This window comes from Rhizobium sp. Leaf321 (genome assembly GCF_001423215.1).
Lineage (GTDB): Bacteria > Pseudomonadota > Alphaproteobacteria > Rhizobiales > Rhizobiaceae > Neorhizobium > Neorhizobium soli.
Map to the genome: position 1 here is coordinate 962,299 of NZ_LMOF01000008.1, position 15,584 is coordinate 977,882.

General features: G+C 59.5%; 14 protein-coding genes, 1 tRNA gene and 2 pseudogenes. 5 read left to right on the top strand and 12 right to left on the bottom strand.

Annotated features, from left to right (window positions below):
• The first annotated feature begins 107 nt into the window (after nt 1–107).
• Nucleotides 108–743 carry a TetR family transcriptional regulator C-terminal domain-containing protein gene (locus ASF70_RS21780; RefSeq protein ID WP_062582717.1) on the top strand — a complete coding sequence of 212 codons (636 nt, stop codon included), beginning with the start codon at nt 108–110 and terminating at the stop codon, nt 741–743.
• A gap of 651 nt (nt 744–1,394) precedes the next feature.
• Here the strand turns inward: ASF70_RS21780 and ASF70_RS21785 are convergent.
• Nucleotides 1,395–2,429, bottom strand: coding sequence for a glutamine synthetase beta-grasp domain-containing protein (locus ASF70_RS21785; RefSeq protein ID WP_062582719.1), 1,035 nt, complete (start codon nt 2,427–2,429; stop codon nt 1,395–1,397).
• Between the two features lie 429 nt (nt 2,430–2,858).
• Between ASF70_RS21785 and ASF70_RS21790 the strand changes: the two genes are divergently transcribed.
• Complete coding sequence (locus tag ASF70_RS21790; protein ID WP_062455286.1) at nt 2,859–3,056, top strand: DUF2735 domain-containing protein; 198 nt, start codon at nt 2,859–2,861, stop codon at nt 3,054–3,056.
• A 96-nt stretch (nt 3,057–3,152) separates the two neighbouring features.
• Here the strand turns inward: ASF70_RS21790 and ASF70_RS21795 are convergent, their stop codons facing one another.
• Nucleotides 3,153–5,063: a methyl-accepting chemotaxis protein gene (locus ASF70_RS21795; RefSeq protein WP_062582721.1), complete on the bottom strand. Its 1,911-nt coding sequence runs from the start codon at nt 5,061–5,063 to the stop codon at nt 3,153–3,155.
• Nucleotides 5,064–5,669: 606 nt separating this feature from the next.
• Between ASF70_RS21795 and ASF70_RS21800 the strand changes: the two are divergent.
• Together ASF70_RS21800 and ASF70_RS21805 are read left to right on the top strand one after the other, a co-directional pair.
• A pseudogene (locus tag ASF70_RS21800) lies at nt 5,670–5,996 on the top strand (DUF2325 domain-containing protein); the annotation flags it as partial.
• Nucleotides 5,977–6,171: a hypothetical protein gene (locus tag ASF70_RS21805; protein WP_062582724.1), complete on the top strand. Its 195-nt coding sequence runs from the start codon at nt 5,977–5,979 to the stop codon at nt 6,169–6,171. The pseudogene ASF70_RS21800 and the gene ASF70_RS21805, both read left to right, overlap by 20 nt.
• Here the strand turns inward: ASF70_RS21805 and ASF70_RS21810 are convergent.
• The 7 genes from ASF70_RS21810 to ASF70_RS21840 form a co-directional block, all read right to left on the bottom strand.
• The gene (locus ASF70_RS21810) at nt 6,168–6,491 is read right to left on the bottom strand and encodes a DUF423 domain-containing protein (protein WP_082472047.1); all 324 of its coding nucleotides are present in this window, start codon (nt 6,489–6,491) and stop codon (nt 6,168–6,170) included. The two genes, ASF70_RS21805 and ASF70_RS21810, sit on opposite strands and share 4 nt — an antisense overlap.
• A 55-nt stretch (nt 6,492–6,546) precedes the next feature.
• Entirely contained in the window at nt 6,547–6,960 is a 414-nt protein-coding gene (locus tag ASF70_RS21815) for a group II truncated hemoglobin (protein ID WP_062457851.1), read from the bottom strand.
• A gap of 211 nt (nt 6,961–7,171) precedes the next feature.
• Nucleotides 7,172–8,533, bottom strand: coding sequence for a hypothetical protein (locus ASF70_RS21820; protein ID WP_062582729.1), 1,362 nt, complete (start codon nt 8,531–8,533; stop codon nt 7,172–7,174).
• A gap of 316 nt (nt 8,534–8,849) precedes the next feature.
• Complete coding sequence (locus ASF70_RS21825; protein WP_062455296.1) at nt 8,850–9,131, bottom strand: hypothetical protein; 282 nt, start codon at nt 9,129–9,131, stop codon at nt 8,850–8,852.
• Between the two features lie 168 nt (nt 9,132–9,299).
• The gene (locus tag ASF70_RS21830) at nt 9,300–9,716 is read right to left on the bottom strand and encodes a DUF4174 domain-containing protein (protein ID WP_062455298.1); all 417 of its coding nucleotides are present in this window, start codon (nt 9,714–9,716) and stop codon (nt 9,300–9,302) included.
• Nucleotides 9,717–10,248: 532 nt separating this feature from the next.
• The gene (locus ASF70_RS21835; protein WP_082472048.1) at nt 10,249–12,075 is read right to left on the bottom strand and encodes a flagellin; all 1,827 of its coding nucleotides are present in this window, start codon (nt 12,073–12,075) and stop codon (nt 10,249–10,251) included.
• 307 nt (nt 12,076–12,382) lie between these two features.
• A tRNA-Arg gene (locus ASF70_RS21840) sits at nt 12,383–12,459 on the bottom strand.
• A 235-nt stretch (nt 12,460–12,694) separates the two neighbouring features.
• Between ASF70_RS21840 and ASF70_RS21845 the strand changes: the two genes are divergently transcribed.
• Nucleotides 12,695–12,982 carry a hypothetical protein gene (locus tag ASF70_RS21845; protein WP_062455412.1) on the top strand — a complete coding sequence of 96 codons (288 nt, stop codon included), beginning with the start codon at nt 12,695–12,697 and terminating at the stop codon, nt 12,980–12,982.
• 9 nt (nt 12,983–12,991) lie between these two features.
• Here ASF70_RS21845 and ASF70_RS21850 read toward each other — a convergent pair whose 3' ends face one another.
• From ASF70_RS21850 to ASF70_RS21860, 3 genes and pseudogenes are all read right to left on the bottom strand, one after another.
• Nucleotides 12,992–13,549 (bottom strand): hypothetical protein, encoded by a 558-nt coding sequence (locus ASF70_RS21850; protein WP_082472049.1) that lies wholly within the window; start codon nt 13,547–13,549, stop codon nt 12,992–12,994.
• Between the two features lie 232 nt (nt 13,550–13,781).
• Nucleotides 13,782–14,606: pseudogene (locus ASF70_RS21855) on the bottom strand (transglutaminase family protein); the annotation flags it as partial.
• Between the two features lie 36 nt (nt 14,607–14,642).
• Nucleotides 14,643–15,584 carry an alpha-E domain-containing protein gene (locus ASF70_RS21860; RefSeq protein WP_062455418.1) on the bottom strand — a complete coding sequence of 314 codons (942 nt, stop codon included), beginning with the start codon at nt 15,582–15,584 and terminating at the stop codon, nt 14,643–14,645.

Below are 15,584 nucleotides of genomic sequence, written 5' to 3' on the forward strand. Positions count from 1 at the left end.
GCCGTAAATCACGAAAAATACTCGCCTATTTTCGCGCCACATGCCCTGAAAATGGGCCTCGTGATACGAATCTGGATCAGCGTTTGGGACTGCAAGGCAGGATACGGATGGCCATTCCACGAGCGGCGAAAACGCAGCGGCGCACCCGCATCCAGGAGGAGAAGGAAGAGGTCATTCTCGAGGCCGCTCTTGAGGTGTTTTCGGTCAGCGGTTTCCGCGGCACGACGATCGACCAGATCGCCGAGGCGGCCGGCATGTCGAAGCCGAACCTGCTCTATTATTTCCGCACCAAGGAAGCGATACACCGCCAGCTGATCGACCGGGTGCTCTCCACCTGGCTGGAGCCGCTCCGGGCTTTCGACGCCACGGGCAATCCTGCATCGGAAATCCGCTCTTATATCCGTCGCAAGCTGGAAATGGCGCGGGATTTCCCCCGCGAAAGCCGGCTTTTCGCCAACGAAATCCTGCAGGGCGCGCCGCATATCGAGGACGAACTGAAAGGCCCGCTGAAAGACCTGGTCGACGAAAAGGCAGACGTCATCCGCGCCTGGTCAAAAGCCGGCAAGATCCGTACCTGCGATCCCTATCACCTGATCTTCTCGATCTGGTCCACCACGCAACATTACGCCGATTTCGACGTCCAGGTCCGCGCCGTCCTCGGCCAGGACCAGGACGGCGAGGACCGTTTCGAGGATGCGGCACGGTTTCTGGAGGGGCTGTTTCTGGAGGGGCTGAAGGTTTGAGGGCTTCCCGGAGGACTTTGCGTCACAGGCGGCGGCCGATGTTGCATCTCCGGCGGCAGCCGTCTTGGCGAGGCGTCCCTCACACACTCCCTCATTCCTGTGCCTGTCACAGGAATCCAGGCTGCCCAAGTCCTTGGGCTAAGGAGAGCCTTCCCGCGCCGCAGACGCGACGCTGCTGGATCCCTGTGAAGAGCACAGGGGTGAGGGCGGAGATGCTTATTTGCAGAGACCGGAGAGGTCGAGCCGGGGTGGCGGTGGGGATTGGCGCCTAGCGTGAGGAAGAACGATACGAAAAGCCGCAGCGGCGACAGCCTTGCCATCCGTCTTCGCGAGCGGTCCTCCCACACTCCCTCATTCCTGTGTTCGTCACAGGAATCCAGTCAGCCCAAGTCCTTGGGCTGAGAAGACCCTTCCGCGCCGCGGACGCGACGCTGCTGAATCCCTGTGACGAGCACAGGGATTAGGGTGTGGAGAGGGTTCAGGGTGCGGAGAGGGGGATGAGGGCGGATAGGGGTGAGCCCTGAGCCCTAAGGGCGGAGAGGTGCCGATCCAGGGGAGCGTGCCGGGAAAGCCTCACGTGCAGAACCCCCGAAACAAAAAAACGCCGGCGCGAGGCCGGCGTCTTCGTTGTCCTTGGGAGGACGTTGTGTCTTAAGCAGCAGCCGACTTTGCGAGCGGCACTTCCGAAATCGTCTTCAGAACCTGCGAGGCGATCGCGTAGGGGTCGCCCTGGCTGTTCGGACGGCGGTCTTCGAGGTAGCCCTTGTAGCCGTTGTTGACGAAGGAATGCGGCACGCGGATCGATGCGCCACGGTCGGCAACGCCGTAGGAGAACTTGTTCCACGGCGCGGTTTCGTGCTTGCCAGTGAGACGCAGGTGGTTGTCGGGGCCGTAGACGTCGATATGGTCCTGCAGGTTCTTGTCGAACTGCGCCATCAGCGCCTCGAAATAGTCCTTGCCGCCCACTTCGCGCATGTACTTGGTCGAGAAGTTGCAGTGCATGCCGGAGCCGTTCCAGTCGGTGTCGCCGAGCGGCTTGCAATGGAACTCGATGTCGATGCCGTACTGTTCCGTCAGACGCAGAAGCAGGTAGCGGGCCATCCAGATCTGGTCGGCGGCGCGCTTGGAGCCCTTGCCGAAAATCTGGAATTCCCACTGGCCCTTGGCCACTTCGGCGTTGATGCCTTCGTGGTTGATGCCGGCTGCGAGGCACTGGTCGAGATGCTCTTCAACGATTTCGCGGGCAACCGAACCGACGTTCTTGTAGCCGACGCCCGTGTAGTACGGACCCTGCGGAGCGGGGTAGCCGCTTTCCGGGAAGCCGAGCGGACGGCCGTCTTCGTAGAAGAAGTATTCCTGTTCGAAACCGAACCATGCATCTTCGTCATCGAGGATGGTCGCGCGGCTGTTGGACGCGTGCGGGGTAACGCCATCAGGCATCATCACTTCGCACATGACCAGCGCACCGTTGGTGCGGGCCGGATCCGGGTAGATGGCGACCGGCTTCAGCACGCAGTCGGACGAACGGCCTTCGGCCTGATTGGTCGACGAACCGTCGAAGCCCCACAGCGGCAGCTGCTCCAGCGTCGGGAAGGTGTCGAATTCCTTGATCTGCGTCTTGCCACGCAGGTTCGGGACGGGGGTGTAACCGTCGAGCCAGATGTACTCGAGCTTAAACTTGGTCATATTTTATCTCTCAGGCCGTGGTGTTCATGGTTGAGCCATCCAGAGACTGCGACGCGAAAGCGCTGCATCCCGGGCATGAGACATAGAACGCACATACCGTGCCAGTTTTTGTCGTCGCCCAAAAATCCCGGTAAAAAAGTCGTATGATTGGCCGGGCTTACATGTCTGCGGGTGACGACTGTAACGCCATCATCCCAGCCCGTTTGAAAATCAATCGATTTTTCGCGCACCCACCGGGGGTCTTGAAACAAGGAATTCTGCTTCGCGTCTGAGTTCCGCCGACGAAACTATATCGCCCTGAGCTCGTTTGCTTTCATTCGTGCCTAGCGCCGAACAGGCAAATGATGTAAAATAGTGCAGAAAGCACAAAAAATGTGCATATCTCTGGTTGGTATGCGTTTGAGTGCGCATTGAGGAGGAGGCGATAGGATGGTTATTGGCATCCATCGTGAGACAGCGCAGATCCTGCAATTTCCATTAACGCCACGGATCCGTCTTGAGAACGGCGCCACGGTGCCGGTCGGGACCTACCCGGTCGCGGTGCAGGACCACTGCTGGTATCATGAAGAAGCAGTGAGCAGTGCGCTGGTCGACACCAAGCCGGAACAGGGGCCGAAACCCTGCTGAGCGTTGCGGGCCATCGCCGGATGGCCAATCCGAATTGAAAAATCCCGAGAGCATCGCTGCCCCCGGGATTTTACGGTCTGATTGTCCAGGCTTTTATCAGGCCGCGCGCATCCGGCGTGCCATGCCGCCGAGATCGCTGCCACCTTCCAGCTTGAAGTTGGAGAGAAGCGCCTGAAGCTGGCGGCTTTCGGCTGCAAGCGTCTCGCTTGCAGCGGTCGTTTCTTCCACCATCGCGGCGTTCTTCTGGGTCATCTGGTCCATGTGGTTGACCGAGGAGTTGATCTCGGCCAGCGCCGTCGACTGCTCGCGGGCAGCCGTGGCGATGGATTCCACATGTTCGTTGACCTTGTTGACCAGGCTTTCGATCTCGACAAGTGCTGTACCGGTCGAGCGCACCAGCGAAACGCCGCCTGCGACTTCGGAAGCCGAGGCGCTGATCAGCGTCTTGATTTCCTTTGCCGCATTGGCGGAGCGCTGGGCGAGCTCACGCACTTCCTGAGCGACGACGGCAAAGCCGCGACCGGCTTCGCCAGCACGGGCGGCTTCGACGCCGGCGTTCAGCGCCAACAGGTTGGTCTGGAAGGCAATCTCGTCGATGACGCCGATGATCTGGCTGATCTTCGTCGAGCTGTCTTCAATGCGGCTCATGGCGGTGACGGCGCTGCGAACAATTTCGCCCGACTTTGCCGCACTCTGCTTGGTCTCATAGACCATGTCGCGGGCTTCGGTGGCGCGGGCAGAGGCGGCACGCACCGTCGTGGTGATCTCGTCGAGGGCGGCTGCCGTTTCTTCAAGCGCTGCAGCCTGCTGCTCGGTCCGCTTGGAGAGGTCGTTTGCCGCCGAAGACAGTTCGGCGGAATTGTCGTTGATCGTGCCGGCTGCGCCGCGCACGTTGCTCATGGTGGCGCTCAGCCGGTCCATCGTCGAGTTGACGTTGGTCTGAAGCTCGGCAAATGCACCCTGGAACTGGCCGTTCATGCTCTGGGTCAGGTCGGCATCGGCAAGCGCTGCGATGACGCGGCGAACTTCCGTGACGGCATTGTCGACGCTTTCCACCAGCTGGTTGACGCCCGATGCAAAGCGGTTGAGGTCTTCGTTCTGGTAGTCCTTGCGGATGCGGCCGGAAAAATCGCCGGCGACAGCAGATGCGACAACTTTCGAAATCGACGTCTGCAGGTCGCTGGAACGCTCGTGAAGGGCTGCTTCCTGTGCCTTGAGGTCGGTCATGGCGACAGCGTTGGTATGGAATACCTCGACGGCACGGGCCATCGCGCCGATTTCGTCGCCGCGGCTTGCGTCGACGCCATCGATGTTCATATCGCCCTTGGCAAGGCGGGTCATGGCTTCGGTCAGCTCGCGGATGGGGCGAACGATGCCACGGCGTGCGACGATCGTGCTGATCGTGGCGCCGATGATGATGAAGGCGAGGGCCGACAGCGCCGAAACCAGCATGGCGGTGGTCGAGGACGCAACGGCTTCTTCGCGGGCCACAGCCAGTTCCTTGCCCGAATAGGTGCTGTAGACCTTGACGGAGTCGGTGACGACCTTCTGGCCATCCAGCGCCTTTTTCAGCGCAGCCGAGATGGCGGCGGTGTCGGCTGCATTCTTTTCGGCGGTGTCCACCATGCTGCGGATCGAGACGAAATAGCTGTCGAGGGCGGCTCTCACCGTCTTCAGCTGATCCTGTTCGGCAGCGTCTGCGGTTGCTTCGATCTTCGGCAGGCGGGCCAGCATTTCGCCGGCGCGCTTTTCGGCGTCGATGCGGAAATCCTTGGCTTTGTCCGGCGCCGCGGCCAACTGATAGGTCATGCGGCTAATTGCGATAATGTCGACCCGCAGATCCATCGCTTCACGAGCGACTTCTTCACGCGCGCCGACTGAAATGATTGCCTTTTGCAGCCCATAGAGCCCGCTTCCCGCAACGCCTGCAATAATAAGAGAAGAAAGGCCCATTACGACGGTAACGAGGCCGAGTTTCTTCGAAATAGCCATATCCCGAATTGCCATAGTGCACACCACTTCAACTTGCCCAACAATACATCCCAACCCGCCAATTCTCGGCATGCGCGAGGACGCCCACCTAACCTATTGCCGTAATTGCGCTAATCGCTGGTTAAAATAGCGGGCGAATATTTGTCCGGACTTGGGCGAAAACTGACAGTACACGCCAGGGTTTGAATTTATTCTCGGTTTTGAGCAAATGCTCAGTATAGGGTACGCTAAAACTGCTGCGAATCCCGAGGCTTCGTTGATCCAGCTGTAAGCCCACGCCGGCCTCGCCTATCGATGCCCCTGAAAACCACGGTCCGCTAACATACGCTCAGTGAGCAGAAAAACTGCCATGCGGCGCTCGTGTCGGTCGAAAACGACGCGGGCTGTGCCCTAAATTAATATGAGTGAAAGAGTCGACTTTAATCTTTACTCTCAAATTCAAGTTTCATATGGTGCGCCAACGACGGGGTTTGCCCCGAATTATTCCGGCCCAATACGGAGAGCATCATGGCGAAGAAACAGAAGCGGAAAAACACGAATGGCGGCAATGCCGCATCCGATGCCGCGGCATCCTCGAACCGCAGCGCTGCCAATGGCGCCTCCGGGATCGGCGGGGAAGTGGTCGACATCCGCAGCTTTCTCTATGTCGGCGGTCGGGACTGCCAGGTGGCCCATCTGCGCGCCATCGCCACCCGCCACGGCGCGGAACTGATCCATCACGACGGTGGGTTGCGCGAGGCGGTTTCCCGCATCGATACGGTGCTTCCCTCGGTTGACTGCGTGTTCTGCCCGATCGACTGTATCAGCCACGATGCGTGTCTGCGGGTAAAGACCGGATGCAAGAAGTTCGGCGTCACCTTCATCCCCTTGCGCAACGGGTCGAAGTCAAGCCTTGAGCGGGCGCTGCAGACAATCAAGGATCGCAATGATGAAAACAGGTTATCCTGATCAGCCTATTCTCGATCGCGAGGGGCGGGATCTCGACGCGATGGCCGTCCTGCACAAGCTCGCCGAGCAGAGCGGCGACGGCATGGTGACCGAGCTTTACCGGCTCGCGATGGACCGCTCGCAGGATACGGCTGTGCCGAGATCGATACCTTCGAGCCGAACCCGGACGTTCTAGCGCCGGGCCACGGCGCGCAAAAACGCTCCGATCGCGATTGCGAGCCAGCCGAGAATCATAAGATTGCCACCGAGTGGCGCGGCAAACGGAAACAGTCGGCTTCCGAGATAATGACGCGCCACCAGATCACCCGCAAACACGATCGTCCCAAGGCCCAGAATGAGACCGGCCAGCGTCGCTGTGCGGATCTGCTGATGTCCAAGATAAAGAGCGAGCAGCACCGGCGCGTGCGCCAGGCACATCATCGAGGCAGAGCCGAGCAGAAGCGTATCGCCGCCATGACTTGCGGCAGCCGCAAGGCCTACGCCGCAGGCGCCCATCAGACCGCTCGTAAAGAGAATGAACGGCCGCAGTTTATCGAGTCTCGCCAAGGCTCTATTCCCTGTTTTGCATGTGATGAGCCAGCCGCTCGATCGGCGGCCAGATGATGTCGCGCAGGGCCGGGCTTGCGATCGTCTCGTCCATGGCGCGGCGGAAGCACAGCAACCATTCGTCGCGCTCCACCGGTCCGATCTCAGCCCCGAAATGGCGCGAGCGAAGGCGAGGGTGCCCGTGTTTTTCCACATAGACGGGCGGGCCGCCGAGATAGCCGGTCAGATAGTCATAGAACTTCGCTTCACTTCCCGTCAGACTTTGCGGATGAACGGCCCGGCAGCGGGCAGCTTCAGGCAGCGTATCCATCAGGGTGTAGAAGCGCGCCGCGAGGGCCCGAACCGTCGCATCACCCCCGATCGCCTCGTAAAGAGTAATCGTTTCGCCGGATGTGGTCTGCCTGTCCTCGTCTGCCATCACGGTTTCCATGGCTCACCCATCCGGCGTCTTAGACGGATCAAGGGTGGTTGATCGTTCAAGGCTTGGTAGGCCGGAGCAACCGTCAGGGCAAGACCCGGACTAGGGCCTGAGGGGCAAAGCGATGCCGGGCGACGGTCAGGGAGTATCTTTGCATCGATGGTGCCGCCGACGCGGGGTCGGCGGGCACGATGGAGTGCAGCGGCCTTTTTCAGGCGAGCATTCTGACCTTTTCGGTCACGCCTGCATCCGCATTCGACTCATGGGTCGAATTGAGCTTGCGGGCGACGATGTCGTGGTTGAGCCACACGACAGGACCGGTCGGGTTCGAGGTTTCCGCAAAGATCAGCTGTCCGGTTGCCTCAACGACCAGCGTGCTCAGCAGATCGCTGATCAGAACCTTGCTGTCCTTGTGCATCTGCGTGATCTCGGCCGAGGTGCCGATGGTGAGATCGGACTGGCCCTGGCTGTTTGGCATCGGCCAACGCTTGAAATCGTAGAAGGGCTGCATGACTTCGTCTGCCTGAAGATCGATGATCTTCTGCAGCGTGTCTTCAACCGTGTAGCCGTCTGCCAGGCGCTCCTGGCAGGCCTGCCACAGTTCTTCAGCCCAGGCGCCGCCGCCTTCCTTCTTCAATGCGAGAAGGAGAGGGATGAGCGGCAGTTCGATACCGGCAAACACGTCGGAAGAGTTGGTCCGGATTTCCGGGCAGTTGTAGACGGTCGCCTTGATGCCATCGGCCCAAGCCTTGCGCGCTACATCCTCAAGGCGCATCTTGGCATAGCCCTGCGTGTAGTTGGTGTAGGTCTGCCAGCGATATTCGTCGCCGATCAGGATGCCGGTGCCGTGATATCCATAGGCCGTGTAGCGCACCTGGTTGCCCGCTGCTTCGATCCGCGTGCGGATGGCGGTGCTGAGATCGATCAGGTGGTGATAGGTGTTGGCGGAAACCTCGTCGAAGTTTGCAAGGATCAGCTTGCCCATGTCGCTGTCGAGCAGTGTCTGCGAGGACATGTGGCGGGCGCCGCGGCCCTTGTAGATGCGGTTGGCAATGACGAGGAAAGCCTTCGCCTTGGGAATGCCACCCGCCATCGTATGAGCAAAGAAGACATTCTTGCCGGCCGGGATCATGTCTTCGAGGATCGCCATGACTTTCGTCAGCGAATTCCGGAAGCGCTCCACGCCGACTGTGCGGCATGCCTCGATGTGATCCCAGTCCAGTTTGTCGGTCTGCCAGCTTTCGAGCGTCATGTCGGCCAGAATATCGGTCGGGGTCGGCGTGCCGGCCGGTGAGTCGAGATCAAAGCCCGCCATCAGCGGAACGTTAATGATCTTGCCGCCGAGCTGCGTTTCCGCAGCCTGCAGTTCGTCATCGGTCAGCGGACGCAGCGCGTTGTTCTCGTCGCGGCGCCCGACGGTGATGCCGACGATCTTCATGCCCGCACGCTTGGCCTCTTCGATCAGCCCGGTCGCGTAACCGCGCCCGAACAGCTCGCCGAACAGAACAAACACGTCACCTTTGCGAAAGACGACATTTTGGGAAATGCGTTTCAGGGGGATCGGATTTTCCATGGCGCAAACTCTCTCAAAAAGGACCGGAATCGATCCCTCGAATATCTTTGAGACCTAGTGCACCATAAAAACGGGAAATGGGAACTCATTTTGCGTGTCCAAGTATGTCGATTCGTGAACTGGCGCGGTGATCAGGGCGGTTGTTAAGGCCGATCGTCCGCCTAACAGCCGTGCCGAAACCGTGTCGGGACGGCAGCCCGTCCGTCTTCCACGACCATCCGCGCTGTGCATAGCGCAACGCCGGCACGTGCGCGACAAGGCGCGTTGCATCAGATTTTATGAGCTCAATCTTGGAATAATCCTGCTGCGGCAGGGCCTATACGCGCTGCATGCGCTCTTGGAGCGCATCCACGACGGCCTGCAGGAACGCCTTGCGCCGCTCGTCCGTCGTTGCGTCAGCCGTGACCTTGAGCGGCCCGCGGATATTGTTCATGAAACCGGAGTGGTTGAAACTGTCGGCGGCCACGTTGACCTCGACCTCGTCCATGTAATGCGACAGCAGGGGCGCCAAAGCGAGGTTGGTGTCCTTCTGGTACTGGTGGGCCATCACCTGAGCAAGCTTACCCATCTGCACGTACGGACCGAATTCGGCGCTCATCTGTCATCGTCTCCTTCAATTCATGGCCTAGGCGCCTAAGGTAGGGTGAACGCGTCGCAACGCAAATGTCGATCGGGGATATGCCCGCGTTTTCCGAAATGGTCGCGAAAAGTTGAACAAACTGGAGCCGTTGCGTGCCACGGATACCCCAACCTCGTCCGAGGTCATTCAGCCTTTTCCGCCGCGGCGCATCGGCATGCGATCGATCAGGTCGAACATCTCGACGTCGCTGACGACCGTATCGCTTTTCAGCTTCACGCCGCCATCCTTGCCGACAAGGACGACATGAAACGCACCGTCCGCAATATTTGCCTCCGCGCGCAGCCTGCGCGCGTCGATCCGGTCGGCGTCACCATAGATCGTTTCCACGACATCTCCGGAAACCTGCAGCACAACCATGTCGCGCTCCGCCAATTCCGCCTTTTGCGATGTCAGGATGCCGACCTGTCTTGCAATCGATGCATCGCCCTTGTCACCGAAAAGGATGAGGACACGCTTTTTCCATTCGAGGTGTGAAAGGCTGTCCATGGCAAACACCTGCGAGGTTGCGAGCGAGAGGGCGAAGGCGATGAGTGTTCGTTTCATGCGGTCATCTCCAGATCTACCGAAGGAACGCAACAAACGCGTGATGGTTCAGGTGCTTCCTGTCTGTACGCCCTCTCTGGATTCTTGAGCTAGTCGCTCCCATCTTATGATCATCAACTGAAATAGGGAGGTTGCGATGGCAGATACCTCTGCGCACGCACGCGATGGCAACGTCATGGAAATTCTGTCTCCCACCCGGGTCGCCGGCCCGGGCTCGCCCATCTGCGACTGCTGTCGACAACCAAGATCCGTGGAGGAGTTCGATCAGGATTGCTGCGGGATCTGCATGACCTGTCTCGAGTGTGACGACATGCTGGTGGATGTGGAGCCTGAGGCATCGCCTTGTACGGCGAGAGGGCGTCCGGTGGCGTGAGCGGCCAGATGGTGGCAATGGTGTAGGGCAGGGTGGCCTCGATACGCGCCACAGCGGAACCGCGGTGAACCACCGAACGCCTGGTCATGACGATGTCGACCAGAGAATGAAAGGAGGGCTGGATCCGTGAAAGAACTTCGGCCAGCGCTCCAGGTGCGTTCAGGAGTTGAAGAGCTGCATAATCGTCTCGCTGCTGCTGTTGGCGATCTGCAATGCCTGAACGGAAAGTTGCTGCTGCGTCTGGATTGCGGACAGCCTGGCGGAGGCTTCCTCCATGTCCGTGTCGACAAGGCGGCTTACACCGCTTTCGATATTGTCTATGAGGCTTGAGTTGAAGCTTGTCTGCATGTCGAGACGCTGCTGGAGCGAACCAAGGAACGCGGCGCCGTCGACGACCCTCGATTTCGCGGTTTCGATGTAGCTCAGATAATTGTCGATATTGTCGGGGTTCTCTTCGATGTCGATGTCGAGAAAGTCGAGCGCCGGACGAGGCTCGTTGCTGACGCGGATTTGGCTGAACGTTATGCTTGTTCCGCTTCCCCATTTCCGATCGACTGCGGGATCTGACTTGATGGTGACGTGGGTGGCATCCGTCGCCTCGATGACTAGGTTTGGCCAATCGGCGTCGAGCAGCGAGTGCAGCAGAGTTTCCATCTCCTCTGCGGTCGCGACCGTACCGTCGGTCTTGTTCAGCAGCGTATTCACATAGGTGCGATCAAAGGAATAGGATTTCTGGGACGCACCATTGACCGCGAAATTGAAGTTGATCTCGATACCGTCTTCGTTCTCGCCGTCATTGTATAGAGTGAAGTCTCGGAACTCGAGGCTTAAGCTCGACCCACGTAAGCCATAGGCAGAATTCTCTTTCAAACCACCGTTGCTGACGCCAGTGCTACTCAGGTTCGAGATGCCGACATAGGATCCGTCACCATTTTTCTGGAGCGTCATGATGCTCATTTTCTTGGGATCGTGGACGCGATTTTTTGAATCCGGGGGATCGTACATGAAGGAGTCGGCTGAAACCAAGGCGCCGAGTGGATTCAACTGCCTGTTGAGGACGCCTGCGAACTGCGTGTTGGTCGATATGACTCCACCAAGACTGGCATCGTAGGCGTCCACGTCAGCCTTGGTGATTGTGATCGTAGTGCTCACTCCTCCAAAGTAGGGCCCGGGAAGCTGGCTTGGGTCCTCCACTTCCTTGTCAAGCAGGAGTGTGAAGCTGATGTTCGAACCGGCCGTGTTGAAATCGAGAGGCGCTTCATCCGGGAAATCGTTCAGAGCGAAGAGGCCGGCACTGCCAGTGGATCGTCTCGGGTTCATCCAATCCATAGACCCGTCATCGGTATAGTATACCGTCGCGTCGGAGTAGCTGAAATAGGAGGTCGGATAGCGGATTCCGCCGACCGTATAGGCATCGCGCGCATCGGCTTGAAGCAGGCCGCCACCGGTGGTGTTGAACAGAGAAATCGATGAGAGATCAGATTCCATTTTCTGAACTGATACCCCGGATGCAGTCCGGGTGAAGCCTGACACCACGGACGACTTGTTGATCGTGTTGTCATAGATGTCGGCAATGTCGGTGTTCAGCCAGTTTTCTCCGCTGAAACTCGCGCCGTTGGCGATGGAGACGACCTGCTCTTTCAACTTGTCCAATTCGAGCTGGATCTGCCCCTTGTCGACGCTGGTCTCTTTTGCGGTGACGAGTTTGGCTTTGAACTCATCCAGAACATCGATCACGGCCTCCATGCCCTGATAGGCAGTGTCCACCTTGGCGGTGCCGAGCCCGAGCGCATCGCTGGCGGCTGCTATGGCGTCGGTGTCGGACCGCATCGTCGTCGAAATGGACCAGTACGCGACATTGTCGGCGGCGGTCTGAACCCTTAGGCCCGAACTGACTTGCTGTTGCGTGCGCTCCATGTTCGAATTCAGTGTGCGCAAGGTCTGAAGCGCATTTGTTGCAGCGATGTTGGTCAAAATACTGGTCACGTAGAGCCCCACAAGCATGGGCTAGCGCTTCGAACTGCGCCGCAGATCGATGAAAGACTAGCAATGATCGGATCACGTTTACGGTTAACCCCCTCAGGGTGCCTGCCATCATGGCAAGACCGTCCCTATGCCGGAGAGGCTAGGGCTGCTCGAGTGTCGTTATTACAATCTTAGATCGAGCACTTCAGGTATCTATGTGCCGCAAACTTGACTAACGTCAAGTTAATGGTTGTAAAGCAAAACGAGATTTTCACCATAGGCTGGTGGTGACCGATTGCTTCTCATGTGGAGGAACTCAAAGAGAAAATGGCGCACCCGACAGGATTCGAACCTGTGACCTTTGGAATCGGAATCCAACACTCTATCCAGCTGAGCTACGGGTGCATGCCGAAAAGCGATGACTCGCTTCGTCCGATGAGACGGTTCTTAACCCAGGATGCTTGCGGCATCAATTGGCAAAATCGGGAAATCGCAGCCTGTGGGCAAGATAGCGGCCGTGGGCGTCCCGCGGGGCTGCGTCGGGGAGAGGGAAAGTGGGAGTGATCCCTTGCAATTTTCGCTGGGGACAGGGATATCGTCGGGGAAGGGCCGTATCTGGCCGCGAGGGGAGCAGGCACGCATGATCGATCCGAACCACCCGTTTTATGGGCCGCTCTGGCGGCGGATCCTCATTCCGGCGATCTGCTTCGGCTGGGCTGTGTTCGAGCTTTATGCCGGTTCGGTCACCTGGGCGGTCATTTCCGGGGGTCTCGGCCTTTATGCGGCCTACAAGCTGTTCCTCGAAAAGCGGCCGGCTGCACCGGTTACGATGGCCGACCCTGCACAGGACCAGGATGCGCTGGCCGACGATGCGCAGCTGCGCAATGCGCCTGAACAGCCTGCCGACAGGACGTTCGACAAGACCTGAACTTTAAAATCAGCCGAACATCCGCGCGTGGATTTCCCGCGCCCTGATCGCCTGGTCGATCAGCAGGTTGGCGATCTGCATCCGCGTGGTCGCCGCCGGACGGAACCGCTCGGCCACGCCGTCCGGATGGTTGGTCTTGGCAAACCGTCTTCGCTTGTCGTTAAGCGTGGCTTCCGTGTCGACGTCGACAATAGCAAGTTCGCCGGCAATCTCATCCGTCGTCAACCGGGTCAGGTGTACAGGTATGGACGGTTCTACCGGATCGACCGGCTGCGGCTGCGGGGTTTCGGATGTGAAATCACCTGGCGAAGGCGGAGCTTGCGCCTCCATCTCTTGCTGCGTGCCGGCTCCTGGTTCCAGTTCCGAGATGTCGGCGAGGTCTGCGAAATAGGCGTTGGTGTCGCCAGTCGCACCTGTCTCTGGTTCCTCGTCGGTCGTCGAGATGACGAAACCCGTTCCAAGGCCGCGGACGCGGAAATCCGCTGCCGCCTCTGTCGGTTGGTCGTCGTCGCGCTCGCGCTTCAGCCGTGTCAGCACCGACTGGAAGATCGATTGTCCCAGCAGCATTTCCGCTCCCTTGCTATCGGCGCAGACAATCATGCCTGGATGGTGCCGGGCTTGCGCGAGAGTCGGTTAAATTTACGTAAACAACGACGGCTGTCTCAGGCAGCCGATCCTGATGTCACGACTGGCTTTGACCTTGCGTGGTCTGGCTTTGCCCGCCCTGGACCTGGCTCTGTCCACCTTGGCTTTGGCTCTGTCCACCGCTCTGGCTTTGCGAACCCTGGGTCTGTGAGCCTTGAGCTTGAGTCTGGCCCTCATCCTCCACCGTCAGCGACACCTTGAGGTTTTCGCCGAACGTCTCGGAGACCCGGCCGATGCGCATGCCGGAGATCGGGGCTGCGTCGCGGTAGTCGAGGCCGGTGGCGAGCCGCACATAGCGCTCGTCCGGGCAGACGTCGTTGGCCGCATCGAAGCCGACCCAACCGAGGCCCGGAATATGCGCCTCCGCCCAAGCATGCGTCGCCACCTGTTCGGTCGTGCCCTCCATCAGAAGATAACCGGAAACATAGCGGGCGGGGATATCGCGCAACCGTGCGGCGGCCAGGAAGATGTGGGTATGGTCCTGGCAGACGCCGGTCTTTGCGGCAAGCGCCTCTTCGGCGGTGGTCTCCGTCGTCGTGGTGCCCGGCGTATAGGCTACGGTCTCGTGGATCGTTTCCATCAGCCCATGCATGCGGGCAAGTTCGCTGTCGCCGGTCAGGCCTTCTGCCAGCGCCTTTACCAGCGGGCCGGCTGCCGTGCGCGGGGTTTCGCGGAGAAACAGCCAGAGCGGGCAGAACCCCTGATGGGTGCCGAAAACGCCGGCCTTGTCCACGGTTTCCACCTCGCCGGATGCGACGATGCGGATCGTGTTCTCGCCGCCTTCCGACGACACCAGTTCGACGCGGTTGCCGTACTGGTCGGCATAGCCTGCCTCAACCGTGGCGCCGTCCACGCTCACCGTCCAGTTGATGATCTTCTGGGTGGATCCTGCGGTCGGCGTCAGGCGAAGCCGCTGCAGCGAATAGGGCAGCGGTTCGTCATAGGTATATTCCGTCGTATGGGAAATCTTCAGGCGCATTGTTTCAAATCCTCAAGGGACGCCACTCGGCCCGTCCTACTGGTAAAAGCGATAGCCTTGCGAAATCTCGGCGCTCAACTGGTTGTTGCGCGATACGAATTCCTCGAGAAACTCATGCAGGCCGTGATCCATGATCTCGGTGATCGAGCCCCGCGTCAGCGTCGCGCGGATCGCGTCGGCCGTGTCGTGGGCCGTGTGCCGCTCTGCGTATTCCCGCTGCAGGTAGCCGAGATTGCTGACGATCTTTTCGTAGCAATAGGCAAGCGAGCGCGGCATCTGAACTTTCAGGATCAGGAAGTCGGCGATATTGCCGGCCTGATAGTCGCCGTCATAGACCCAGCCATAGGAGCGGTGTGCGGAAACCGAGCGAAGGATCGATTCCCACTGGAAATTATCAAGCGCGCCGCCGACCTGGCTGACGGAGGGCAGAAGCACGTAATATTTCACGTCGAGAATGCGGCTCGTGTTGTCGGCCCGTTCGATAAAGGTGCCGATGCGCGAGAAATTGTAGAGATCGTTGCGCAGCATGGAGCCGTGAAAGGCACCGCGGATGAGGGCGCAGCGGTGCTTGATGACATCGATCAGTTCCGGCAGTTCGGTGGCCTTGAGGTTGCGCGCAAGCCGTGCCTTGAGATCGAGCCAGGCCTCGTTGGTGGCCTCCCAGGTCTCGCGCGTCAGGGCGGTTCTCACCATGCGGGCATTGTTGCGGCCCGATTCGATACAGGACAGGACGCTCGACGAATTGGCCGTGTCGCGCAGGAGATAATCCACCGCGTCGGCTGCCGTCAGCTTGGCATGCACCTGCTTATAGGCATCGCGCACGCCCGCACTTTCCAGAACGCCGTGCCAGTCCTCGTCGGAGGATCCGGCCCGCGTCAGCGAGACGCGCAGGCCGGCATCGACGAGTCGGGCGATGTTTTCGGCACGCTCGATGTAGCGGAACATCCAGTAGAGGCCGTTTGCAGTTCTTCCCAGCAT